We start from the raw sequence: 24,411 nt of genomic DNA on the forward strand, positions 1-24,411 counted from the left end.
GTCACCGGCGGGAGGCGTTCTCACCGGCGGGAGGCGTTCTCACCGGCGACGGTCGCCGCCGGCACCGGCACGGTCGCCGGCCTGGTGGTGCGGGTGCGTTGGACCAGCGCGATGCAGGCCAGCACCACCAGGGCGGCCGCGATCGAGGCCGGGGTGACCCGTTCGCCGAGCAGCAGTGCCGACCAGACCAGGGTGAGCACGGGCTGGGCGAGTTGGATCTGGCCGACCTGGGCGATGCCGCCCCGGGCCAGTCCGGCGTACCAGGCGAAGAAGCCGAGGAACATCGACACCACGGTGAGATAGCCGAACGCCGACCAGGCGCCGGCGTCGGCGTGCGGGGGATAGGCCAGGGCGGCGACGGCGGTGATCGGCACGGTGACGGGCAGCGAGAGCAGCAGGGCCCAGCAGATCGTCCGGGCGCCGCCCAGTTCCCGGGCGAGCGCGCCGCCCTCGGCGTACCCCAGACCGGCGAGCACGACCGCCGCGAGCAGGAACAGGTCCGCCACGGCCGGGGTGCCGAGCACCGCGCCGTTGGCGAGGAGGAAGGTGAGGATCGCCAGCAGTCCGCCCGTGCTGGCGACCCAGAACAGCGGCGGCGGGCGTTCCCCGGCGCGCAGCACGGCGAACACGGCGGTCATGGCGGGCAGCACGGCGATGACGATCGCGCCGTGCGAGGCGGTCTGGGTGGTCAGCGCCAACGAGGTGAACAGCGGAAAGCCGACGACCACGCCGAGGGCGACGAGTGACAACCGGCGCCACTGACCCGGGCTCGGCCGTGGCGCCCCGGTGACCCGCAGATAGGCCCAGCCCAGCAGCGCCGCGCCGACGCAGCGGCCGAAGGCGACGAACCACGGATCGAGTTGCTGTACGGCGATCCGGGTGGCCGGCAGCGACATGCTGAAGGCGAGCACGCCCAGCGCGCCGAGCATCAGACCGACCGCCCGATCGGGCGGCGTTACCGTCGACCGGGCAGTAGCGCTACTCTCTTCTCTCATGAATGACGGTAACGCATCGGGCCGCGTTATCCAAGATCTGCGTCGGCTGGCCGCCGTCGCCGGTCCCGGCACCCGACTGCCCTCGGTACGCGAGTTGACCGGTCGGCACCGGGCCTCGCCGGTCACCGTCGCCGAGGCGATCCGGCACCTCGTCCGGGAAGGCCTGGTCGAGACCCGGCCCGGTCGAGGCACCTATGTGGCGGCCCGGCCGGACGAGCCCCGTACCGCCGACCTGTCCTGGCAGACCGTCGCCCTCGGCGCCCGCCGTCCCGGCGAGGAGGAGATGCAGGCGTTACTGGCGTTACCGCCCGCCGGGGCGATCCCGCTGTCCGGCGGCTATCTGGAGGCGGAGTTGCAGCCCGCCGCCGCCCTCGGCGCCGCGCTCACCCGCGCCGCCCGACAGCCCGCGTCGTGGCAGCGTGGACCGGTCGAGGGACGGGCGGACCTGCGCGCCTGGTTCGCCCGCGAGGTCGGCGGCGGGCTGCGCGCCGAGGACATGGTGATCTGTCCGGGTGGCCAGGCCGCGCTGTCGACGGCCCTGCGGGCCCTCGCCACGCCCGGCGACGCACTGCTCGTCGAGTCGCCGACCTACCTGGGTGCGCTGGCCGCCGCCCAGGCGGCGGGGCTGCGGGTGGTGCCGGTGCCCGCCGACTCAGACGGAGTACGACCCGACCAGCTGGCCGCCGCGTTCGCCCGCACCGGTGCCCGGCTGTTCTACTGCCAACCCCTGCACGCCAACCCGCACGGCGCCACCCTGGCCGCCCACCGCCGAGCCCAGGTCGCCGAGGCGGTACGCGACGCCGGGGCGTTCCTGATCGAGGACGACTACGCCCGTGACCTCACCATCGACGGGTCGGCCCCGCCGCCACTGGCCGCCGAGGACCCGGACGGGCATGTCGTCTACCTGCGCTCGCTGACCAAATCCACCGCACCCGGGCTGCGGGTGGCCGCACTCGGCGCGGTCGGGCCGGCCGGTGCCCGGCTCCGCGCGGCCCGACTGCTCGACGACTTCTTCGTCGCCGGCCCACTGCAACAGGCCACGATCGAGTTCCTCACCGCCCCGGCGTGGGCGCGTCACCTCCGGGCGCTGCGTACCGCACTGCGGGCCCGGCGCGAGGCGCTGTTGACCGCGCTGCGCCGGCACCTGCCGGACCTCGTCGACCGACAGCCGGTGCCACGCGGCGGCCTGCACCTGTGGCTCCGGCTGCCCGAGGGCACCGACGACCTGACGTTGGCCGCCGCCGCGGCTGCCGAGGGCGTCGTCGTCTTCCCCGGTCGTCCCTGGTACGCCGCCGAAGCACCGGCGGCGCACCTGCGCCTCACCTACGCCGCCGCCGGGCCCGACCTGATGGACGAGGCCGTCCGGCGCCTGTCCCGTGCCCTGGACCAGCAGGGCCGCGCCCCTCGACGGTGACGGTGCCACCGGTGCCGCTGCCGACGAATCACAGGTCACGGCGGCGGAACACCAGCCCGGTGAGGCCTAGCACGAGCGCCACCCAGAGGACCGCCCAGGCCAGGTAGGTGAGGGTCAGCGAGGCGTCACTGAGGAACGGGTGGCCCTGCATGGCCGGGCCGAACTGCATCAGCACGGTCGGATCCTGGAAGGCGTTCATCGCCCCCCGCCACAGCCCGTCGGTGGGCAGCAGCATCCGGGACACCGTACCGACCCGGGCCACCCCCTCGTTGTCCAGCGCGGTGCCGAACGCGCCGACCACCCCCGCGATCCAGGTGGCACCGAACAGGCCGACGGCCACCACCCCGGAGGCCATCGGTGAACTGACGCTGGAGAGCAGCAGCCCCAGGGTCAGCAGTACGACGGTCTGCGCGGCGAGCAGCGCCAGGCCGGTCACCGGCTGCGGCGGCCAGTAGCCGACCGTGACCCGTACGACCAGTAGTTGAGCCAGGCCGGCCAGGGCGACGAAGCCGGCGCCGAAGGCGATCAGCCCGAGCCACTTGCCCACCAGCACCGCGAACCGGTGCACCGGTCGGGCCAGGATCGCCAGGGCCGCCCCGGACTCGATGTCACTGGCCAGGGTGGGACCGGCGAGGAACGCCGTACCCAGGGCGGCGATCAGGCTCAGGCCGAACATCACCAGGTTGAGCACCATGGCCGCGACCAGCCGGGCCTCGCCGCTGGTCAGCCCGCCGAACTCGGCGTCGATCCGGGAGAACCCCCAGGCGCTGAGCGCCAGCAGCACCACCGTCAGTGCGCCCAGGGAGCGCAGCACCCGCCGCCGGGCGGCCTCCTGGAGGGTCAGGGCGGCCATGGTGAGTACGGTCCGAAAGATCATCACCGGTCGCCTCCGGCACGCAGGATGGCCAGCAGCCGCTCCTCGAGACTGACCCGCCCCGGCTCGACCGCGTGTACCCGCACCCCCAGGCCGACCAGGTCGGCCACCAGCTCCGGTACGGCGGTCGGCTCGGTGTCCAACAGCCGGACGGTGAACAGGTTCCCCTCCTGGGTCAGGGCACCGGCGGCGGCCAGCCGGTCACGGGCCCGCTCGTCCACCCCGTCGAGCCGCAGCCGCAGCTCACCCTGGCCGAGCAGGTCGGCCAGGGTACCGGCGGCGGCCACCCGCCCGGAGTCGAGGATGACCACCCGGTCACAGACCCGTTCCACCTCGCCGATGAGGTGCGAGTTCAGCAGGACGGCCACCCCCCGAGCCTTGAGGGAGAGCAGCAGGTCCCGTACGTCGGCCCGGCCCAGTGGATCCAGGGCGCTGGTCGGCTCGTCCAGGACGACGAGTTCCGGGCGGGCCACCAGCGCCACCGCCAATCCCAGGCGCTGCTGCATGCCCTTGGAGAAGCCCCCCACCCGGTCCTCGGCCCGGTCGGCCAGCCCGACGGCGGCGAGGCACTCCTGCCGCTGTCGTGGCGGCACCTGCGTCCCGGCCAGCCGGACGTGCAGGGTCAGCACCTCCGCGGCGGTCAGCCACGGCTGATACCGGAACAGCTCCGGCAGATAGCCGACCCGAGCCCGCGAGCGCGGATCACCCGCCGGTCGTCCGAGCAACTGCACCTCGCCCCCGTCCGGTCGGACCAGTCCCAGCAGGATCTTGATGATGGTGGTCTTGCCGGCGCCGTTGGGGCCCAGCAGCCCCACCACCTCACCCCGGTCGACCGTGAAGGAGACACCGTCGACTGCGGTGCGTCGCCGGTACCTCTTGCGCAACTGCGAGCACCACACCGCCGGGGTGGGTGGCAGTTCGGCCAGCAGTCGCTCCGCCGCTTCGACCGATCCGCCGTCCTGCACCCCGGCAGGCGTGCCGTCCCGCTCGACGAGGAGGTCCCGCTGGGCGAGGTGCCGACCGCCGTTCCGGGTGACCGGGCCCTTCTCTGCGGCTACCCGGCCGCTCGGCCGGGCCTCCGGGCCGGTCACCGGTCCCACCGCAGGCCGCGCGCCACCGACAGCACCTCGTCGGCGGTCAACGGCCCGGCCACCGCGGTGACCGTCCCGGCGTCGACCCAGACCACCCCGGCCAGTACCCCGTCCCGCGAGGTGAGCACCGTGGCGGACTTCCCGTGCACCTCGGTGGTGCCGGCGGTCAGATACCGGGCGTTGACCGGCAGCGGCAAGGTCGTACCGTCGCCGGTGAACTGCCGCAACTGGGCGGCGAGGTTCTCCGGCAGGCCCGGCAGCGACAGCAGGTAGTCGACCGCCGTGGACAGCTCGATGCCGGAGGAGTACGCGGTCGGGGCGGCCATCCGCGCCACGATCAGGTTCGGCACCCCCCGCTCGGCCGCCCACACCGCGGCGACTCCGGGGCCGGCGGTCAGCCGGAACTGGTTGCCGTCCAGACCGGCGGGCGGCTGCGGCAGCGGCTCACCGGCCGCCGCGGCCACCTGCTCGGCCTTGGCCGCCGAGAAGGTGAACACGGCGCTGGTGCGGTCCCCGACCTGGAAGGTCGGCTCACCGCTCACCCCCCGGGGCAGTCGGTCGACCCGGGGCAGGGGCAGGCCGGTGACCCGCTGCGCCTCGGCGGCGTCGCCGACCTGACGGACATTCGCCGCCTCGGTCATCTCCACCTCGCCGTACGCCGACAGGTCCGGCAGGGCGACCAGGTCGGCCTGGGCGATCGTGACCGGGGCGATCCGCTCGGTGTGGAAGATCTGCAACCAGTTCCCGGCCGCCGCGGCCCCGGCCCCACCCACCAAGGCGACAACGGCGACGGCCGCGACCACCGGGCTGCGCAGCGCGGCCCGCCACCGCCGTGCCCGGGGGGCCCGGACCCGGACCGGGTCGGGGTCGCCGATGGTACGGATCAGCCGCTGCCAGCCGGCCTCCACATCGACCTGCGGTGGCTCGGCCAGCGCCGCCGCGCTGATCGCCGCGTCCTGTCGGGCCGCGGCCAGTGCCGACAGGCAGGTAGGGCAGTTCGCCACATGTGCCCGGTCGGCGTCGGTGACACCGGCCGGCTCGTCCAGCAGCCGGCGCAGCGTGCCGTCACTCGGATGACGCATGACGGTTCAACTCCTTGCGTAGGGCGGACTCGGCCCGGCGTACGGTCGTGCCGACACTGCCGGGGGAGAGGTCTAGCGCGGCGGCGACCTCGGCGTAGCTGAGACCGCTGTGCCGCAGCAGGAGGGCGACGGCCTGTCGGCGGGGCAGTTGGGCCAGGGCGGCCCGTACCCGTCGACACTCGTCGCGGGTCACCACCGCCTCGGCGATGTCCGGGGCCGCCTCCGGGGGGCCCGCGAACTGCTCCCGGGCGGTGCGGCGGCGGCGGGACCGGACCTGGTTCAGCGCGGTGTGCGCCGCCGCGACCGACAGCCAGCCCACCGCCTGACCGGCCGGCACCGAGGAGCGCCCGAAGGCCAGGAACACCTCCTGGGCCACATCCTCGGCCTCGGCGCGGGACCCCAGGACCCGGGCGGCGACCGCGACGATCCGGGGATAGCTGGCCCGGAAGACCTGTTCGAGATCGGCCCGGATGCCGCTTTCTCCCGCTGCGATCGACCCGAGCACGCCACCCCCCTCGCGTACGGTCGGCCCGGCGGTGTGGCGGGCGGGCCCGGACACCGTCGGCGCGGGGGCCACCCCTGCCCGCCCGACTCGACCAGCTTCCTCCTCCATACCTGGTAAGCACCGTCGACCGCCCGGAAGTGACACCCTCGGCAGGAAATGTGGCGACACGAAGGGGTGGTGCGGCAACCAGTGCCGCACCACCCCCCTAACGCCACCCCTAGGCGTACCGGGTCGACGCCCTCAGGTCGAAGCGGTCCAGGTTCATCACCTTGACCCAGGCCGCGACGAAGTCCTGGAGGAACTTCTCCTGGCCGTCGGCGCTGGCGTACACCTCCGCGATGCCTCGGAGCTGGGAGTTCGCACCGAAGACCAGATCGACCGCGGTGGCCGTCCAGACCACCTTGCCGGTGGCCCGACTCCGGCCCTCGTAGACGTTCTCCGTCGAGGTGGACACCTTCCACTGGGTGTCCATGTCGAGCAGGTTGACGAAGAAGTCGTTGGTCAACATCCCGGGCCGGTCGGTGAGCACCCCTAGAGGGGTCTGTCCGGTGTTCGCGTCCAGGGCCCGCAGCCCGCCGATCAGGACGGTCATCTCGGGCGCGGTGAGGTTCAACAGGTTGGCCCGATCCAGCAGCAGGGTCTCCGGCGACAGCTTCTGCCCCTGGCGCACGTAGTTGCGGAACCCGTCGGCCCGGGGTTCGAGCACGGTGAAGGAGTTCACGTCGGTCTGTTCCTGGCTGGCGTCGGTACGACCGGGGAAGAACGGGACCGTGATGTCGTACCCGGCACTGCGGGCCGCCTGCTCGATGGCGGCGCACCCACCCAGGACGATCACATCCGCCAGGGAGATCCGCTTGCCCCCGGACTGCCCGGCGTTGAACTCCTCCTGCACCCCTTGGAGCACCGGCAGGACCTGGGCCAACTCGGCCGGGTCGTTGACCGCCCAGTTGCGCTGCGGCTCCAGCCGGATCCGGGCCCCGTTGGCGCCGCCGCGCTGGTCGGTGCCCCGGAAGCTCGCCGCGGAGGCCCACGCCGTACGGACCAGTTGGGCCACGGACAGGCCGGCGGCCAGCAGGGCCGCCTTCAGGCTCTCCAGGTCGGCGACGTCGACCAGTTCGTGATCCACCGGCGGCACCGGGTCCTGCCACAGCTGCGGCTCGGGCACCCACGGCCCCAGGTAACGCGACACCGGACCCATGTCCCGGTGCAGCAGCTTGTACCAGGCCTTCGCGAACGCCTCCGCGAGCTGGTCCGGGTGCTCATGGAAACGCCGCGAGATCTGCTCGTAGATCGGATCGGCGCGCAGCGCGATGTCGCTGGTGGCCATCATCGGGGCGTACCGGATCGAGGGGTCGTGGGCGGAGGGAACGGCGTCGGAGGCGGCACCGTTCTTCGGCCGCCACTGCTTCGCCCCGGCCGGGCTGTCGTGCACCTCCCACTCGTACCCGAAAAGGGTGTCGAAGTAGCTGTTGTCCCAGGTGATCGGGGTGGGGGTCCAGGCGCCCTCCAGGCCGCTGGTGATGGTGTCGTTGCCCATGCCGGTGCCGAAGCTGTTACGCCAGCCCAGCCCCTGCTCCTCCAGGGGGGCGCCCTCGGGCTCCGGGCCCAGGTAGCTGGCGGGGGCGGCCCCGTGGGTCTTGCCGAAGGTGTGCCCACCGGCGATGAGGGCCACGGTCTCCTCGTCGTCCATCGCCATCCGCCGGAAGGTCTCCCGGATGTCCCGGGCCGAGGCCAACGGATCCGGAACCCCGTTGGGACCCTCCGGGTTGACGTAGATCAGTCCCATCTGCACCGCACCCAGCGGGCCGGAGAGTTCCCGGTCACCGCTGTAGCGTTCGTCGCCGAGCCAGGTGTCCTCCGGCCCCCAGAAGATCTCCTCCGGCTCCCAGACGTCCTCGCGCCCGAAACCGAAGCCGAAGGTCTTGAAACCCATCGACTCCAGGGCACAGTTGCCGGCGAAGACCAGCAGGTCGGCCCAGGAGATCTTCCGACCGTACTTCTGCTTGACCGGCCAGAGCAGGCGGCGGGCCTTGTCCAGGTTGGCGTTGTCCGGCCAACTGTTGAGGGGGGCGAAGCGTTGCGCGCCGTCGCCGGCACCGCCCCGACCATCCTCGATCCGGTACGTGCCGGCGGAGTGCCAGCTCATTCGGATGAACAGCGGACCGTAGTGGCCGTAGTCCGCCGGCCACCACTCCTGCGAGGTGGTCATCACCTCGAAGACGTCACGTCTGAGGGCCTCGACATCCAGACCGGCGAACTCGGTCGCATAGTCGTATGTCGCACCCATCGGGTTGGCCCGGGGTGAGTGCTGGTGCAGCACCTGAAGGTTGAGCTGGTTGGGCCACCAGTCCTGGTTCGTCTTCGGTCGACCCGGCTTGGGAGCCGGGGAGGGGATTGCCGGGTTCTCGCTTTCGGACACGTCTCTCCTCTGCAAACGGATTCTCGCCTATGTCAACTGAACGTCCCGCTTCCGGGACACTGCGTGACGCGCCAGGATGCGTCCGCTGGGGCTACCGCCCTCAGTAGCGTGGCGTACACCGAGCCCGTACCGCCGGTGGTCGCCGAAATCGGCGGACCGGCGTTCACCCCGATGCGTAGGAGACTGAAACGTGAATCCGTCTGAGCTGCCCACGTCGCCGGTACGCCAACTGCGGCTGGTCGTCGAGGCCGAGGACTACGAGGCGGCGGTCCGGTTCTACCGCGACGTGCTGGGCCTACCCGAGCAGGCGGCCTACAACGGTGACGGCGACGCCCGGGTGGTGATCCTGGACGCCGGCCGGGCCACCCTGGAGATCGCCAACCCGGCGCAGAAGCGAATGATCGACGAGGTGGAGGTCGGGCAGCAGGTCGCGCCGAGATTGCGAGTGGCCTTCGAGGTCGACGACACCCCCGCCGCCACCGACCGCCTGGTCGCCGGAGGCGCCACCCAGGTCGCCCCACCCACCACCACCCCATGGCACTCCGTCAACGCCCGCCTGGACGCCCCCGCCGGCCTGCACATCACCCTCTTCCAAGAACTGCACACCCCCGAAACCCGCACCACCCTGGACGGCTTCACCACCAACCCCTAACCCGGAAGTGTCCTGTCGCCCAGCCCTGCCCACGCCCTGTTGATCAAGAAGTCTCGAAATCGCGTTCTGGAGACCACAACCTCTTGATCAACAGGGCGGGGGAGGGGCGGGGGCAGCCGGGCGGAGGCGGGTGGGTGGTCAGGGGTGGGGGAGCCAGGGGGTCAGGATGTCGGGGGTGGCGATGGACTGGCGGATCTGGTCGCGTTCCGGGGCGGTCAGCGGCAGCGCGCGGAGTCGGTCGCCCCAGGCGGGCACCAGGTCCACCTTGCCCAGCGCGGTCGACAGTTCGATCAGGGCGGCGAGTGCCAACGCCTGCTCCACGGCCGGGGCCTGGTCGCCGTGCCGACGCAGTCCAGAGTTGAGCGCCCGGAAGGCGGCCTGGTCGTCGTTCTTGAACTCGCGCAGGATGCTGGCGTTGTGCAGCACCCGGGCCAGACCGGAGAGCTCCTTCGACCCGCCGTACTCCAGCTCGGCCGGCTCGTCGCGGCGGATGAAGGTGATGGTGTTGCCGGACGGGTCGACGACGCTGAACCGCGACGCACCGGGCCGGTAGCGGGTGATCCGAGGCAACCCCTGGGACAGCACCTTGCCGTACGTGCCGCGCATCCCCGCTACGATCGCGGCATGGTACGGCGCGACCGCGTCGACCATCACCAGACAGCCGACGGTCTGTTCGGCCGGCTCGAACCCGCGCGGCGGACGGCCGTAGTGCAGTTCGAAGCCGCTGAACTCGAAGGCCAGGAACAGGTAAGGCTTGCGTTGCTCCCAGGTCACCGCGAAGCCGAGGGCCCGCCAGAAGGCGATCGTCTCGTCCACCGCCGCACAGGGCAGCAGCGGCACAGTGGTCTCGTTCGGCCTTATCCGTTCCTCGGTCATCTGCACCCGTACCCCCTGCTCCGGTCGATGTCCTGACCAGTGTGTCCCGCCCACGTCGTAGTACCGGGGCCCCGGGCCACAGGCCCCGATCGCCTGGTCTGATCTGCGCTCGGGCGAACCCCGCCGGCAACCGATGCACATCGATGTCTTGACAGTGCACAGGCGGCCGTAAACACTTGCGAAACAAGCCGATAACAGTGATCCCGGCGGGTCGCCGGGGTTGTTGTTAACGCTCACAAGCGTTGTCCCTGGACCCCGCCGGCGAGGAGAGCAACGGATGTCGAGAGTTCTGGGCCGGGTGGGTGCGCTGCTCGCCGCCGTCTGCCTGCTGTTGCTGCCCGCCGCGCAGGCACCCCGTGCCGAGGCCGCCGCGCAGGCGCCGGGAGCTGCCGCGCTGGATCCGTTCACCGGGTACCTGATGGCGCACTTCACCGGGGAGTCCGCCACCGGGGAACAGGTCTACCTGGCCCACAGCTCCGACGGGCTGACCTGGCGCGACCTGAACAACGGTGCCCCCGTCCTGCTCTCCACCATCGGCACCCGGGGGGTCCGCGACCCGGCCCTGGTCCGCTCACCCGCCGGGGACCGGTACTGGATCGTCGCCACCGACCTGCGCATCGCCAGCGGCACCTCGTGGAACGACGCCGCCAACCGGGGCAGCACCTCCCTGGTGGTGTGGGAGTCCCGCGACCTGGTCAACTGGTCCACCCCCTGGCTGATCAACGTCGCGGGTGGGATCCCCGGCGCGGGCAATGCCTGGGCGCCGGAGGCCATCTACAACCAGGCGACCGGCGACTACGTCGTCTACTGGGCGACGAACTCCGCCCGCAACGGGGTCACCAAGCACCGGATCTGGTACGTGCGCACGACCGACTTCCGCAGCTTCACCGCCCCGCAGCTGTACATCGAGCGTCCGGGTGGCGGTCAGGGCATCATCGACACCCAGATCATCGAGGTGCCGAACAGCGTCGGCGGCTACCGCTACTACCGGGCCTCCGCCGACGGACACATCACGATCGAGGCCAGCAACTCGATCCTGGGCTCCTGGACCAGCCTGGGCAACCTGTCCCACCTGGGCATCTCCAACGGCACCGGCGGCGGCAACGTGGTCGAGGGGCCGATGTGGATGCAGTTCAACGGCCGCAACGAGTGGGCGCTGTACCTGGACCAGTACGCCACCGGCCGCGGCTACCTGCCGATCACCTCGACCAACCTGGGCGCTGTCACCAACTTCCGCACCCGGTCCGACTTCCACATGGGGGCCAGCCGCAAACGGCACGGCTCGATCCTCAACCTGACCGCCGCCGAGGAGAGCCGGGTGCTGGCCCGCTGGCCCAGCAACGCCCCGGTCCACCGGATCCAGGCGTACACCCACCAGGACCGCTATGTGCGGCACGCCAACTACGACGTACGCATCGACGCGAACGTCAACCCCGCCCAGGACGCCCAGTTCCGGATGGTGCCCGGCCTGGCCGGCAACGCCGGTTACGTCTCCTTCGAGTCGGTCAACTATCCCGGGCACTACCTGCGGCACTACGGGTTCGACTTCGTGCTGGCGGCCAACGACGGCGGTGCGGTCTTCGCGGCCGACGCCACCTTCCGGCAGGTCCCCGGGCTGGGCAACAGCGGCTGGTCGTCGTTCCAGTCGTACAACTACCCCGACCGGTACCTGCGGCACTACGACTACCAACTGCGCCTGGACCCGATCACCGACACCCAGGCCCGCAACGACGCGACCTTCCGACTGACCTCGTGACCCCTCCGGGGTACTGGCGTCACGGCCGGTGGCTCGTAGGATTCGGACAGGACATCGCGCGGCGGCGGGAGAGGCCATGGGCAAGGGCGTCTATGTGCAGGAGTTGCCGGGCATCGGCAGACGGTACGACGTGGACCTGGGCAGCCACACCCAGCGGATCTCGATCGTGGTACGCCGGGACGGGACCCGGGACCTGTACGTCCTCGCCGCCGGGGCGGACGATCCGGTGGCCGTGATCGAGATGTCCGAGGAGCAGGCTCGCAAGGTGGGGGCTCTGCTGTCCGGCACCTACTTCACGGAGTAACCGCCCGCAGACGACCCCCTCGCGTCCACCTCAGGAGTCTCCGCCGTGCACGCTGATCTTGTGGGTTTCGGTGCCCTGGTGCTGATCGCGGGCCTGCTGGCCCGCTTCGGGAGGCGGATCAACCTGCCCACGGTGCCGTTCTTCATGCTCGCCGGCATCCTGCTGGGTCCGGGCACTCCGGGCCCGGTGCTGGTCTCCCATCCCGAGGATCTGGGCCTGCTCGCCTCGCTGGGGCTGGTCCTGCTGCTGTTCCACCTGGGGGTGGAGTTCCCGGTCGAGCAGGTGCTCGGCAGCGGCAGACGGCTGTTCGTGGCGGCCGGGGCATACATCGGCCTGAACATCGGGGCCGGGCTGATCTTCGGGTTGGCCCTGGGCTGGGGCGGCTACGAGGCGTTCGTGATAGCCGGGGCGCTGGGCATCTCCTCCTCGGCCATCGCCACCAAGCTGCTCATCGAGCTGCGTCGGCTGGCCAACGCGGAAACCCCGGTCATCCTCGGCATCATCGTGATCGAGGACCTGTTCCTGGCCCTGTACCTGGCGTTGCTGTCGCCGCTGCTGTCCGGGGCCGGATCGGCCGGAGAGCTGGCCCTGCGCATCGGGCTCAGCTTCGCGTACCTGGTGGTGCTCTTCGCCGTGGCCCGGTACGGCGCCCGACTGGTCGGCAGGATCATCGACAGCAACGAGGACGAACTGCTGGCCATCCTGATGGTCGGGCTGGTGGTGCTGGTGGCCGGCATCTCGGCCGAGATCGGTGTCTCCGACGCGATCGGCGCCCTGATGATCGGCCTGGTGGTGTCCCGTACCCCGATCCGGGAGCGGGTGGAACGGCTGGTCCTGCCGCTGCGCGACGTCTTCGCGGCGGTGTTCTTCGTGGCGTTCGGGCTCAGCATCAACGTCGGCGCGATCGGTTCGGTGGCCGTACCGGTGCTGCTGGCGGTCCTGCTGACCCTGGCCACCAACGTGCTGGCCGGTCTGATCGCCGGGCGGTTGTTCGGGCTCAACCAGCGGGGCACGGCCAATGTGGGCCTTACCGTGCTGGGGCGCGGCGAGTTCTCCCTGATCCTGGCCACCCTGGCGCTGGCCGCCGGGCTGGATTCCCGCCTGGGCCCCTTCATCGCCCTGTACGTGCTGGTGCTGGCCGTGACCAGCCCGCTGCTCGCGGCCAACTCGCGCTACCTGGCGCGGGTCATCCCCGACCGGCTGCTGCGCGGCAACTGGCGGTACGTGCGGGAGGAGACCATGAGCACCGCCTGCACCCACCTGGACCGGATCAACATCACCGAGTCCGACGCCGAGGCCTGCCCGCAGTGCGTGGCGTCCGGCGACGACTGGGTGCAGCTGCGGATGTGCCTGACCTGCGGCGCGTTGGGTTGTTGCAGCGACTCGGTGAACAGCCACGCCGAGGAGCACCACCGGCAGACCGGCCACCCCCTGATCCGGTCCCTGGCGCCCGGCGAGGACTGGCGCTACTGCTACCTCGACGGTGCCCTGGTCCGCGCGCCGATGGGCGCGGCCCGGGAGTAGCTCCCGGGCCGCAGAGGCCGGCTCAGTCCAGGCGGTACAGCACCGCCCCGTCGATCTCCTCCCGGGTGATGCCCAGACCCTCTACCGGTCGGAAGGTCACCCCGTCCCAGGGGGTGCCGGCCAGCCGATCCGGCAGGACGACCACGGACCGGATGCCGGCCTGCCGGAGGAAGGCGATGCTGCCCGGGTCGGGGAAGGACATGCTCATCGTGCGGATGTCCTGCTGGCTGGGGGGTACGAAGTTGGCGAACCCGTTGGCGACCCGGGGGAACCCCTCGGTGGACCAGAGCATGACGTGGAATTCGGAGATGCCCTCTCCGGGGAGGACCAGCAGGGGTTCGGGGGCCGCGCTGATCGCCGTGGGCGCGGGCGGCACCTCCGGGTGGGGGGTGCGGTTGACGCCCTCGGCCAGCACCAGCACCAGCGGCACCACCAGCACGATTCGCCCGGCCACCCGCTGCCACCCCGTGTCGGGCAGTTGCCGCACGAACTCCGTGATCGCACCGGCGGCCAGCACGGCCAGCAGCAGGCTGGTCCAGACCATCAGCCGCCCGGGGGTGCGCAGGGCGTCCCAGCCGGGAAGCAGCCGCGACAGGGTCAGGTAACCCGGATCGCCGCCTCCGGCGAGGTTGCTGCCCAGCCCCAGGGCGCCGCTGACCAGCACCCCCAGCCCCAGCATGAGGCGGTAGCGCAGGCGGAACGCCGAGTAGCTGAGCCCGGCCACCCCCAGCATGATCAAGGTGACGCCGGGCAGCAGGGTCATCTCCGGGGGCCAGGACAGCTGGCTGCGGGCGGTCTCGAAGTAGTCGCCCCACAGCCAGGAGTCCGCCGGGGCGACCAGGTATCCCCGCAGTGGCGGGGAGAACATCTCCGTCCAGGACAGATCGCGGCGGGCCTGCGGGTACAGCTCCACCACCTTCAGGTAGGTGGTGCCCAGCCAGATGCACACCGCCCCGAAGAGGGCGCCGCCGACCAGGTTGGCCACCACCACCCGGCGGCCCAGCACCCACCGACCGCCACGCCACCGGGACCACCCCAGCCCCACCGCCACCACCACCCCGGCGGCGGCCAGGATGTAGATCAGGGGCAGGCCGATCGCCAGACCTAGGCTCACCTGCCAGGCGGCCACCAGCCAACCGGCCACGATCCAGCCGGGGCGGTGCAGGTCCGGCCGGTGACCCTCGCGCAGGGACCAGCCGTGGCCGCGGGCCAGCATGGCCAGGCAGAGGGCGATGCCGCCGGTGGAGAGGATGTTCAGGTGGCCGCTGTGGGCCATCCGCCACGGCGCGAAGGCCCAGGCGATGCCGGCGACGGCCGCCGCCGTGCGCACCCCACCCAACTGGCGGACCAGGGCGTACGCCCCGACGAAGGCCAGCGCGTAGGCGAAGACGAACAGCAGGTTGTAGCGGAACACCGCAGCCTCGACACCGCTGCCGAACAGACCGGCGGGGGCGTACCCGAGCAGGGTGTCCGTGTAGACGTAGCTGTAGGTGGCCGGCCACAAGGCGTTGGCGTGCCAGATCGCCAGCGGGTCGGTGAGCAGGGCGTGCCCGGCCCAGGCGACCTGCCAGGTCTGCAATGTGGGATCCGCCAGGTCGCCCGGGATGGTGGTCCACGGATTCTTCAGGGTCGGCCAGGTGAGGACGACGGCCAACAGCAGACCGGCCAGCGAGGCCAGGGTCCACTCGTGGCGCAGCAGGCGCGAGGCCGTCCGTCCGGCCGCCGCCAGCCGCCCGGCCACACCGGTCGACTCGGCCGGCGATTCGGGCCGGTCAACCTCGGGTTCCCGGCCCTCGACGGAAGAGGTTTCGGGCAGCTCTCGCCGTGTCGTCTCCACGTACCCTCCTGTCGGTGCCGATGTCGGCGTACCAGCCTCGCATCGTTGGCAGAGAAGCGCCATCATCGATGAGTTCTGGAACTTCCGGGACCGCCGACCGGAGCCCTGCGTCCCAACCGATGGGAGACGCCTCAGCGGGGCCGGTGCAGCCGGCGGTACACCGGGGCCAGCCGCTTGTGCAGGTCCCGGTAGACGGCGAAGATCTCGTCGTAGGTGGCCCGGTGCTGCGGGATCGGGGTGAAGACCCGATCCGTACGCATCAGGTCGGGGATGTCGCCGAAGCCGAGCCCACCGGTGCCGACCGCACCGATCCACCCCGCCCCCCGGGCGTTCACCGCCAGCGGTCCGGCGTCCCGGCGGATCTCCACCCCCAGCACGTCGGCGAAGATCTGACACCAGGAGTCCGACAGGGCCCCGCCGCCGGTGATCGCCAACGAGGTGACCGGGGTGCCCAGGAACCGGTCGACCGCCCCGGTGAGCCAGCGGGTGTTGAGGGCCACCCCCTCGAAGACCGCCCGCAGCAGGTCGGAGCGGTTGGTGTCCAGCGAGATGTTGAGGAAACCGGCGCGCAGGTTCGCGTCGTCGACCGGGGCCCGCTCGCCGTACAGCCAGGGGGTGTAGAGCACCCCGTTGGCCCCCGGCGGCACCCGGGGGATGATCAGGTCGAAGGCGTCGAAGATGGTGCCTTCGTCCCGGCTGAGGTGACCGGCGCCGAGCAGGGGATCGTCGTACTCGACGACCTTGTCCCGCAGCCAGGTCAGGTTGGCCCCGGCGGTGGCCTGCAGGGCGGTCATCAGGTAGCGGTCCCCGATCGCGCAGGGCACCGAGGCGATGCCGGCCGCCACGTCGGTCTTCTTGGCGGGCACGTGGGCGGCGATCCAGGAGGAGGTGCCCAGGTAGAGGTGGGCCTGCCGGTCGCCGGTGGTGCCGGCCCCGATCGCCGCCGCGGTGGTGTCGATCGCCCCGGCCACCACCTGGACCGACTCGGGCAGCCCCAGGTGTGCGGCGGCGGCCGGGGTCAGCGGGCCCAGCACCTGGGTGCAGGCCACGATCGGCGGCAACTTGTCGGCGTCGATGCCGCAGTCGGCGACCAGGGCAGGGGAGTACCGGACCTGGCCGGGGCGGCGGTTGTCGGTCACCCAGGAGGTGAGGATCGAGTCGACAGTGGCCACCGTCTGACCGGTGAGCTTCAGGTTGATCCAGTCCAGCACGTTGAGGAAGGCGGTGGTGCGGGCGTACACCCGGGGCAGTTCGTCGCGGACGAACAGCATGTGGGCCGCGGGGTCCTTGCCGGTGGGGGAGGGCATCCCCCCGGTGAGCCGCAGCCACCGCGCGATGCGGCGCACGGACATTCCCTGGTACGCGGGGAAGCCGCCGAACTGTCGACGCAGGTGGGGTGCTCCCCGCATGTCCAGCCAGGAGATGCACGGGGTCAGGGGTTCCCCGGCGGAGTCCACCGCGATGGTGCCCTCACCCTGGGTGGAGGCACAGACCGTGGTCACCGCCCGCATCTGGTCGGGATGGGCCCGACCCAGGTCGGCGGCGACCGCCCCGAGCGCGGCCCACCAGGTCGCCGGATCCTGTTCGGCGCCGCCCCCGGGCAGCACCCGCAGCGGCAGGGACCGCTGCGCCCAGCCGGTGACGGTGCCGTCGGCGGCGACCAGGGCTGCCTTCAACGCCGAGGTGCCCAGGTCGACCGCGAACACCTGAGGGGCGGTGGCGGCCACCGGCTCAGACCCCCTCGACCAGGGCGAAGACCTGATCGAAGCGGGTCAGGGCGTCATCGATGACCGCGTCCGTGTCCGCCATCGAGGTGTACATCCGGGAACCGGCCAGGGTGATGATGCCGTGCGCGGTGTACGCCGCCCCCATCTGCTCCATCAGCCGCTTGCGGGCCTTGTTCTCCTTGAGCAGCTTCACCGGGTGCCGCATGTCCAGCAGCATCACCCCGCTGCACTCCAGGTGCACGATCGAACCCTGGTTGTACGCGACATACGGCAGCCCGTACGAGTCGATCAGTCGTTGCAGTCCCCGGGTCAGCCGGTCACCGGCCCGTCCGGCGATGACCGGCGCGTTGGTTCGGGCCATCTCCTCGATGGCGAAGTAGCCGGCCGCGCAGGACAGCGGGTTGGCCGACAGGGTCCCGCCGACCTGGATGTGCGCCCCGCTCTTACCGTCCAGGCCGGAACCGAAGACCGCCATCACCTCCGCGCGACCACCCACCCCACCGGCCATCGGGTAGCCCCCGGAGACCGCCTTGCCGAGCACGGTCAGATCCGGGGTGACCCCGAAGTAGCCGGCCGCCCCGCCCAGACCCAGCCGGAACCCGGTGACCACCTCGTCGAAGATCAGCAACGCGCCGAACTCGTCACACAACTCGCGGACCTTCGCGTTGAAGTCCCGGGGTGCGGGCCGGGTGCCGGATTCCGGGCCGACCGGCTCGACCACCACGGCCGCCGTGCCGCCGCGCAGCCGGTTCTCGATCAGCTTGCGTCTGAGCTGCCCGAGGTCGTGCGGAAACGCCTCCCGGGTGCGGGCGGTGGCCCCGAAGGGGATGCCCTTGGCGTTCATCCGGTACGTGCCGGGCACCCGCAGCCCGTAGACCATCGTGTCGGACCAGCCGTGGTACGCCCCACCGACCTTGATCACCATCTTCTTGCCGGTGAAGGCCCGCGCGCCGCGTACCGCGGCCATCACCGCCTCCGTGCCGGAGCCCAGGGCGCGGTACATCTCGATGTGCGGCATGTACCGGTGGATGATCTCGGCGAGTTTGAGTTCGTACTCGTGGAACAGGCCGGTCACCGGGCCGCACTCGCGGACCACCTCGGCCACCCGCTCGTTGACCGGGCCGTAGTTGCTGCCCAGGATGGTCGGCCCACCGGCCTGGAGGAAGTCGATGTAGGTGTTGCCGTCCCGGTCGACCAGGTACGCCCCCTCGGCCTTCTCGATGGCCAGCGGGAAGGGGTAGTTGAAGGCCAGGTTGTGCTGCACCCCGCCGGGGATGCGCCGTTTGGCCCGGTCGGTGATCTCCTTGCTGGCCCGACACTTGGTGTCGAAGTAGTTCAGCACGTCGAGCAGGGCGTCGTGCCGCAGCCCGCGGATCGGCTGGGCGGTCAGGGCCTTCAACCGCCGCAGCACGTCCTCGACGTCCGGGTAGGTGCTGATCGCATACCCCAACCGGGCGGCCTCGTCTCCGCTCGCCTCCGGGTCGACCGCCTCCGCCGTGGTTTCCGCGGCGACCGCGTCCGCGCTGGGCAGCGGCTCGTCGGCCGGCACCCGCAGCGGCTCCACCGCCTCGGTGATCTGGGCGGCGATGCGCTTCTCGTCGGCACGCAACTTGCCGAAGGCGATCTCCCGGATCGCGGTGGGGATGGTGAAGACCCGACCCGCCTCGCTGGTCAACGCCAGCAGGTACGCGATGCAGACCTTCTCCAGCAGGGCCATGTTGAACACCGCCCGATCCGGGTCGGTGCCCACCGCCACCACCCCGTGGTTGGCGATGATGAAGGCGTTGTCCCCGCTGGCCACCTTCTTCTGCACGTTGCGGGCCAGCAACGAGGTGCCCGAGGGGGCGTAGTCGATGATCGCCACCTCCCGGCCGAGGAACCGCACCTGCTCGTCGGTGAGGGCCGGGATCGGCTTGCGCAGAAAGGCCAGGGCCGAGGCGTACGGCTGGTGGGTGTGCACGATCGCGTTCACGTCCGGGCGTTCCCGGTAGATGTTGGCGTGCATCCCGCACTCGATGGAGGGCTTGAGTTCCACCCCGGAGTCGTCGGGCACGTGCTTGCCGTCGAAGTCGACGATGCAGATGTCCTCGACCCGCATCCGGTCGTAGTCGTAGTTGCTCGGGGTCACCGCGTACAACCGGTGACCGGGCACCCGCACGGACACGTTGCCCTCGGTGGCCTTGAGGTAGCCACGGTCCAGCATGGTGCGGCACATGTCGACCACATGCTGGCGGGACCGGCGATGCTGCACGGCACTCTCCTCGGTCGGGTCGGCGGTGGGGTCCATGGTGACCCGGAGCGCGCGTCGAAACACCGTCCCGCCGGCAGCGACATTTCCCGGCTTTTTCATCCCGGCGTGACAAAATCGCCGGGTGACCGTGCCCGGGTCCGCGCCCGCCTGGCGACGCCTCTCCGCCGATCTGGCCACCGCCATGCGTCCGCACCTGCCGGTGACGGTGGACGCCGTGGCGGTCGCGGTCACCGAGGCCACCCCGGCCTTCGCCGGCATCGTCGACGACAAGTTCGCCCGGGACGTGCGGCACGCCGTCCAGGTCGCGCTCGACCGTTTCCTCGACCTGGTCGGCACCGACGAGCCCGCGCTGCCGGGCTCCTTTCGGGAGGTCTTCGTCGCCCTGGGTGCGGCCGAGGCCCGCGAGGAACGCGGACCGGAGGCGCTGCTCGCCGCGCTGCGGATGGCGGCGCGGCAACTGCTGCGTACCGCGTCACAGTCACTTTCCCGGGTGCGTCCGGTCGGGACCGAGGAGTTGATCGACCTTTCCGACGCCGTCATCGCGTACGTCGACGAGTTGGCCGCCGCGAGCACCGACGGGTACGCCCTCCAACTGCGTGAGCAGGCCGGCGAGGGCGACCGTCGCCGACAACTCGCCGAGCTGCTGCTGCGCGGCGACGGCATGCCCAGCACGGTCGCTGCGGCGGCGGCCCGGATCGGCTGGCCCGACCTCGACGTCGTGGTGCCGGTGCTGCTGCCGCTGAACCAGGCCCGAGACCTGCGGTTCCGGTACGGCCCGGACGGGTTGGTGGTCGAGCGTGGCCGCGACGCGGTGCTGCTGCTGCGGGCCGGACCCCGCGCCACCCGGGCCGCGCTGACCGAGGCGCTGGCCGGGCGGTGGACCGTGGTCGGCCCGGCACTCGCGTGGTCCCAGGTGCCGGCGGCGGTCCGGCTCGCCGAGGTGGCCGCCGGGCTGCTCGGGCCCGACCCGGGCCCGATCTTCGTCGACGATCACCTGGTCGCACTGGCCCTGCGCGGGGAGACCGGTGCACTGGCGGTGCTCACCGCCCGCCGCCTCGCACCGCTGGCCGACCTGCGCCCCACGCAGCGGGAGAACCTGCTGCCCACCCTGCACAGCTGGCTGCGACACTGGGGCTCGCGGGCCGAGGTGTCCGCCGAGTTGTTCGTGCACCCGCAGACGGTCAGCTACCGGCTCAAGCGCCTGCGCGAGTTGTACGGCGACCAGTTGGACGACCCGAGCGCCCGATTCGAGCTGATGGTGGTGCTGGCCAGCCGGCGACGGGCGTACGACCCTTGAGCCGGTCCACCGACCAGATGGCGGCCGCCGGAGCGGCGAACACGGTGGCGAACACAGCGACCGTGGTCGCGCCGACGCCGATCCAGGCCATGGTGGAGAGCTCCTGCACGTGACCGAGCTCTTCGGAGGAGATGCCGATGGCGGGCACCATCAGAAACGCCGTCCCCACCGCTGCGGCGATCCAGCGCCACCGCCGCATCGTGATCGCGGCCGCAAGCGCGGCCGGTGCCACAGCGACGACGTAGATGAGCACGATGAAGAACGTCCCCGACCAGTTGAACCTGGGGTCACCGTCGGCCGCGAGGGTCACGAGGCGCATGAACAGGCGCGACAGCAGCCCCAGGACGACACCGGAGCCGATCGCACCGACAACCGCACTCGCCAGAACCTTGATTGCCCGCATGGAGGCGGAGTTTAGGCAGGTGAGCGGGTGATGGCCACACCATTGTCGATCTCCTTACCGAAGATCCATTGCCGGCAGTGCGGCATCAGCCGGTGGCGGCGCGGTTTCCCATTGAGTTCCCACTGGCCTCCCACTCACGCGGGTCAAGCTGCATCGACGGCCAAACGGCCGAGGATGATGAGGGTAGAAAGTGCACAGCCAACTCAATGCCACCGGTGGCGCGGTGGCATCCAGGGCGGACCTACCGGTCGGCCTGCAACGGGGCGGTCGACACCGCTGGTGGCGTAGCCGCGGTCTGCGGACCCTGACCGCGCTCGTGGTCGCAGTGGGCATGGCGGCGTCAGGCATCGTCGTCGCGCCATCGGCCTCCGCCAACAACGCCTCCGTCTCGGTCGACGATGCGAGCCTGCGTCGGGCCCTGTTCACCATGCACATGCGGGCGCGAATCAACGGCGCGGACGGCTTCAAGGACATGATGCTCAGCGCGGAGATGGTCGCCTACCGCCAGTTGCATCCGCAGGCCACCCGACAGCAGATCATCGAGCACTCCGTCATCCGGCGGAACTTCTACAACAGCCGGCTGACCGCGGACGACCTGGAGCGTCCGGCGTACCAGTTCGTGCTCAAGCTGCTGGAGCTGAGCGCGATGGCACCCGGCGGCACGGTCGCCGCGCCCATCATGCGGGAGTTGATGGAGTCGACCGTCGGCACCCAATTGCGCAACTACGGCTCGATGGTGGATCAAATCACCGCCGCGCAGTTCCAGCATTCCTGGTTCCAGCAGGCGTACGAGGTGCAGAACTGGATCTGGCACGGGGTAGCGAACCTCTCGCTGGCCGACAGCACCTTCCGTGACGCCTGGAATGCCACGTTCGGCGTGCAGTACAACGTGGACGGTGGGGCGACCATCGACAGTCTCGCCGCCGACCCGTACCTGGCGACCTGGCTGAACGTCAACGCGATCCTCGACAACCAGCAGAACAACCAGCAGTGGCTGGCCGACACGATGGCGCAGCTCGAAGACCTGCTGGGTGCGATCGGCGGCCGGGTGGACGGCTACAACGAGGCGTTGCGCGAGCTGCTGGAGCGCTTCCCGCTGGACAACGGGGCCCCGCAGCCCACCGCACAGGACCGCCAGGCCGCGATGCGGCAGGCCAACACCGCACAGCAGTGGATCAACGGGGCGGCCAGCGCGGTGGAGGTGCTCGCGCTACTCGCCGGCTTCGTCGACCCGCGGGCCGGGCAGACGGTCGCCGCGGTAGGCCGAGCGGCCAGCCAGATCGCCACGGCCATCAACCAGTATCTGCCGACCGTTGCGGGCCTCGGGCTCGGTGCGGCGCTGACCTCGATGAGCACGCTGGCGCTGACCGGCAACGTGCTGGGGGCGATCTCGGCTCTGCTGCCGATCTTCGCCGGTGGTCCCAGCCCGGAGGAGCAGATCCTGGAGCAACTGCGGGCGCTGCGGCAGGATGTAGCTGATCTGCGGACCAACATGAACGACCGCTTCGACCGGATCGAGCGCGGGCTGAGCACCATCTACGCCGACATGTTGGAGCAGTTCGGTGTGGTGATCGAGCTGCAGAACGCCACGAACAGCCAGCTCATCCAGATCAACGAGCGGCTCGCCAAGCTGACCGAGCAGGTCGACATGTGGGGCAGCGCCATTTTCGCCAACCAGAAGACGGCGGCGGTGAGCGACATCAAGCGTCGGATCAACCGGGGCGTCGGGTACGAGGCCCGGACCGGGCAGCGGCTGCCGTACTCCGACACCAGCGTCAACTACAGCGACCTCGCCGAGGACCTCGTCTTCGACGCCACCGAGGTGGCGCGCGACAGTCGATTCATCGCGCCACTGGGCGCGACCGACTCGAATCAGGCCCTGGACATGTACGGCACCTACGGCTCCATCGGTTACCTGCACAACTACGGCAAGGGCAACGGGCTCGGCTCGGGCAGCAACGAGGTGCACAACCCGGTCGACGCGGAGGCGTGGCTGCTGGCGGCCACCGGGTACCAGATGCTGCTGGCGCAGAACCCGCAGCATGGCGCCCGCACCGACAGCGAGCAGTCCGACCGGCTGCTCGCGGCCGGCAACCAGATTCAGGAGGCGGCGCGGGACCTGAGCCGGGCGAAGAAGGACCCGGTTGCGCCCTACGGCCACCTGAACGACCTCATGCGCAACGCCATCATGCAGTACCGGGTGACGGCGTGGGAGATGTCGAAGCGGGCCGCCGTGATCCGCGACGAGATCCGCGGTGGGGGCCAGCACAACCCGTTCGCGGGCCCGAAGCAGGACGTGCCGGCCGGCCAGAAGCCGACGGCTGACCCGGCCACCGTGCCGTCCTGCACGGACGGCGGAGTGGCCCTGAGTCGACCGAGTCAGGTCCGCTACGCCGACCTGCCGCAGGCGCTCTGGGTGGCGCAGTACGGCCGGGCCGACTCGCCGGTCCAGCTCTGCCACGATTCGGGTTGGACCAACGTGGACATCCGCACCTCCGGTCGGTGGGAGGTCACCACCGCCGATCTCCAGTTCACCATGCGGGTGCGGCAGAAGTGGAATGGCACCTGGCGGGTGGTGCGGGAGTGGAAGAAGGTCTTCGCTCTGGGTGAGGTCTGCCGGGTGCACGTGGACGGCACGCCCGGCGCCTGCCGTCGGGCGTCGGAGGACATCGCCAAGTGGGACTCCACCTACAAGGCGCAGTTCCAGCAGTCCGCCAGCTACGTCGACAACACCGAAGATGCCCGCGTACGGTCGACCAACTGGCTGCACCAGCAGGCCGCGGACTACTACACCCGGGTCAGCCGGGAGCTGACCAACCCCAACCCGACCAAGCCGGAGGAAACCCTCTACCACCTGAACCAGCAGCTCACCAAGCAGGCGCGGTTGATGACGTCGTACATCAAGCTCGGTTTCGGCACCGCCCTGCAACAGGATGAACGGATCAGCAGCAACCTGGTGGGTCGGTTGCGCACTCCGTCCGACATGGATGGAATGAACCTGGTCACCGGCCCGTACGAGCACGCGCGGTCGAACTACTGTGCCGACAACGCGTTCCCGTGCAAGCTGAAGCCGGAAGCCGCGATCGAGACGTCGCCGTTGACCGGCGAGTCCCGACTCGGCTGCAATCTCCAGACCACCCTCGACCCGGTCGCGTACTGCCTGGAGTACCTCACCTACCAGCGCACCGACGTGATGCGGGACCAGCTGGTGCTCTGGTCGAAGAAGCTGGCCGACAAGGAGTACGTGGAGGGACTGCCGGCGGTCGAGCTGGCGTTGCAGAGCATCCGCACCGCCCAGGCGGTCGCCGCGGCGACGCCGGTCCAGTAAGTCCACACCGATGAGATGGCAGATGCCCGGCGAACCGCCGGGCATCTGTCGTTCTCTGGATTGGGACTTGCCTGAA

Annotated in this window: 18 protein-coding genes; 7 read left to right on the plus strand and 11 right to left on the minus strand. The window is 70.9% G+C overall.

All coding sequences use genetic code 11. From position 1 onward, the window contains the following. Positions 1–20 precede the first annotated feature (20 nt). Positions 21–995: a DMT family transporter gene (locus ABZ795_RS00335; RefSeq protein ID WP_357527577.1), complete on the minus strand. Its 975-nt coding sequence runs from the start codon at positions 993–995 to the stop codon at positions 21–23. Between ABZ795_RS00335 and ABZ795_RS00340 the strand changes: the two genes are divergently transcribed. Continuing rightward, entirely contained in the window at positions 994–2,409 is a 1,416-nt protein-coding gene (locus tag ABZ795_RS00340; protein WP_357527579.1) for a PLP-dependent aminotransferase family protein, read from the plus strand. The two genes, ABZ795_RS00335 and ABZ795_RS00340, sit on opposite strands and share 2 nt — an antisense overlap. Before the next feature lie 28 nt (positions 2,410–2,437). Here ABZ795_RS00340 and ABZ795_RS00345 read toward each other — a convergent pair whose 3' ends face one another. The 5 genes from ABZ795_RS00345 to katG form a co-directional block, all read right to left on the minus strand. Next, positions 2,438–3,286, minus strand: a complete 849-nt coding sequence (locus tag ABZ795_RS00345) for an ABC transporter permease subunit (protein ID WP_357528291.1) — start codon at positions 3,284–3,286, stop codon at positions 2,438–2,440. Further along, complete coding sequence (locus ABZ795_RS00350; protein WP_357527580.1) at positions 3,286–4,374, minus strand: ABC transporter ATP-binding protein; 1,089 nt, start codon at positions 4,372–4,374, stop codon at positions 3,286–3,288. The genes ABZ795_RS00345 and ABZ795_RS00350 overlap by 1 nt, the downstream gene beginning before the upstream one ends. Further along, positions 4,371–5,456, minus strand: coding sequence for a hypothetical protein (locus ABZ795_RS00355; protein WP_357527582.1), 1,086 nt, complete (start codon positions 5,454–5,456; stop codon positions 4,371–4,373). Before ABZ795_RS00355 ends, ABZ795_RS00350 begins: the two co-directional genes overlap by 4 nt. Next, positions 5,440–6,069, minus strand: a complete 630-nt coding sequence (locus tag ABZ795_RS00360; RefSeq protein ID WP_327026292.1) for a sigma-70 family RNA polymerase sigma factor — start codon at positions 6,067–6,069, stop codon at positions 5,440–5,442. Before ABZ795_RS00360 ends, ABZ795_RS00355 begins: the two co-directional genes overlap by 17 nt. 109 nt (positions 6,070–6,178) lie before the next feature. Continuing rightward, positions 6,179–8,380 carry a catalase/peroxidase HPI gene (gene katG, locus ABZ795_RS00365; RefSeq protein ID WP_357527585.1) on the minus strand — a complete coding sequence of 734 codons (2,202 nt, stop codon included), beginning with the start codon at positions 8,378–8,380 and terminating at the stop codon, positions 6,179–6,181. Between the two features lie 190 nt (positions 8,381–8,570). Between katG and ABZ795_RS00370 the strand changes: the two genes are divergently transcribed. Next, a complete protein-coding gene (locus ABZ795_RS00370) occupies positions 8,571–9,032 on the plus strand; it encodes a VOC family protein (RefSeq protein ID WP_357527587.1) in 462 nt (153 codons plus the stop codon). 138 nt (positions 9,033–9,170) lie between these two features. Here ABZ795_RS00370 and ABZ795_RS00375 read toward each other — a convergent pair whose 3' ends face one another. Next, entirely contained in the window at positions 9,171–9,908 is a 738-nt protein-coding gene (locus tag ABZ795_RS00375; protein WP_357528293.1) for a glyoxalase, read from the minus strand. 277 nt (positions 9,909–10,185) lie between these two features. Here ABZ795_RS00375 and ABZ795_RS00380 point away from each other — a divergent pair, with 277 nt between their 5' ends. From ABZ795_RS00380 to ABZ795_RS00390, 3 genes are all read left to right on the plus strand, one after another. Then, positions 10,186–11,664: a glycoside hydrolase family 43 protein gene (locus ABZ795_RS00380; RefSeq protein ID WP_357527589.1), complete on the plus strand. Its 1,479-nt coding sequence runs from the start codon at positions 10,186–10,188 to the stop codon at positions 11,662–11,664. Positions 11,665–11,740: 76 nt separating this feature from the next. Then, the gene (locus tag ABZ795_RS00385) at positions 11,741–11,968 is read left to right on the plus strand and encodes a potassium transporter TrkA (protein ID WP_327026287.1); all 228 of its coding nucleotides are present in this window, start codon (positions 11,741–11,743) and stop codon (positions 11,966–11,968) included. A 45-nt stretch (positions 11,969–12,013) separates the two neighbouring features. Then, complete coding sequence (locus ABZ795_RS00390) at positions 12,014–13,492, plus strand: cation:proton antiporter (protein ID WP_357527591.1); 1,479 nt, start codon at positions 12,014–12,016, stop codon at positions 13,490–13,492. Between the two features lie 22 nt (positions 13,493–13,514). Here the strand turns inward: ABZ795_RS00390 and ABZ795_RS00395 are convergent, their stop codons facing one another. The 3 genes from ABZ795_RS00395 to ABZ795_RS00405 form a co-directional block, all read right to left on the minus strand. Further along, positions 13,515–15,233, minus strand: a complete 1,719-nt coding sequence (locus ABZ795_RS00395) for a hypothetical protein (protein ID WP_357528294.1) — start codon at positions 15,231–15,233, stop codon at positions 13,515–13,517. A gap of 227 nt (positions 15,234–15,460) precedes the next feature. Then, a complete protein-coding gene (locus ABZ795_RS00400) occupies positions 15,461–17,056 on the minus strand; it encodes an FGGY-family carbohydrate kinase (RefSeq protein ID WP_357527593.1) in 1,596 nt (531 codons plus the stop codon). 4 nt (positions 17,057–17,060) lie between these two features. Further along, complete coding sequence (locus tag ABZ795_RS00405; RefSeq protein ID WP_357527595.1) at positions 17,061–19,307, minus strand: aminotransferase class III-fold pyridoxal phosphate-dependent enzyme; 2,247 nt, start codon at positions 19,305–19,307, stop codon at positions 17,061–17,063. Positions 19,308–19,428: 121 nt separating this feature from the next. Between ABZ795_RS00405 and ABZ795_RS00410 the strand changes: the two genes are divergently transcribed. Further along, positions 19,429–20,604 carry a helix-turn-helix domain-containing protein gene (locus ABZ795_RS00410; protein ID WP_357527598.1) on the plus strand — a complete coding sequence of 392 codons (1,176 nt, stop codon included), beginning with the start codon at positions 19,429–19,431 and terminating at the stop codon, positions 20,602–20,604. Here ABZ795_RS00410 and ABZ795_RS00415 read toward each other — a convergent pair. Continuing rightward, positions 20,501–21,007: a hypothetical protein gene (locus ABZ795_RS00415; protein ID WP_357527600.1), complete on the minus strand. Its 507-nt coding sequence runs from the start codon at positions 21,005–21,007 to the stop codon at positions 20,501–20,503. The two genes, ABZ795_RS00410 and ABZ795_RS00415, sit on opposite strands and share 104 nt — an antisense overlap. Before the next feature lie 223 nt (positions 21,008–21,230). Between ABZ795_RS00415 and ABZ795_RS00420 the strand changes: the two genes are divergently transcribed. After that, on the plus strand, positions 21,231–24,335 hold the full coding sequence (locus tag ABZ795_RS00420) for a hypothetical protein (protein ID WP_357527602.1): 3,105 nt from the start codon (positions 21,231–21,233) through the stop codon (positions 24,333–24,335). Positions 24,336–24,411 lie beyond the last annotated feature (76 nt).

The organism is Micromonospora sp. NPDC047134 (assembly GCF_040643455.1).
Taxonomy (GTDB): domain Bacteria; phylum Actinomycetota; class Actinomycetes; order Mycobacteriales; family Micromonosporaceae; genus Micromonospora.

Bases quoted from the DNA above. Each gene is read 5' to 3' on its own strand.
- ABZ795_RS00340 (WP_357527579.1), top strand. From the start codon at position 994: ATGAATGACGGTAACGCATCGGGCCGCGTTATCCAAGATCTGCGTCGG.
- ABZ795_RS00335 (WP_357527577.1), bottom strand. From the start codon at position 995: ATGAGAGAAGAGAGTAGCGCTACTGCCCGGTCGACGGTAACGCCGCCC.
- ABZ795_RS00345 (WP_357528291.1), bottom strand. From the start codon at position 3,286: ATGATCTTTCGGACCGTACTCACCATGGCCGCCCTGACCCTCCAGGAG.
- ABZ795_RS00355 (WP_357527582.1), bottom strand. From the start codon at position 5,456: ATGCGTCATCCGAGTGACGGCACGCTGCGCCGGCTGCTGGACGAGCCG.
- ABZ795_RS00360 (WP_327026292.1), bottom strand. From the start codon at position 6,069: ATGGAGGAGGAAGCTGGTCGAGTCGGGCGGGCAGGGGTGGCCCCCGCG.
- ABZ795_RS00375 (WP_357528293.1), bottom strand. From the start codon at position 9,908: ATGACCGAGGAACGGATAAGGCCGAACGAGACCACTGTGCCGCTGCTG.
- ABZ795_RS00380 (WP_357527589.1), top strand. From the start codon at position 10,186: ATGTCGAGAGTTCTGGGCCGGGTGGGTGCGCTGCTCGCCGCCGTCTGC.
- ABZ795_RS00385 (WP_327026287.1), top strand. From the start codon at position 11,741: ATGGGCAAGGGCGTCTATGTGCAGGAGTTGCCGGGCATCGGCAGACGG.
- ABZ795_RS00415 (WP_357527600.1), bottom strand. From the start codon at position 21,007: ATGCGGGCAATCAAGGTTCTGGCGAGTGCGGTTGTCGGTGCGATCGGC.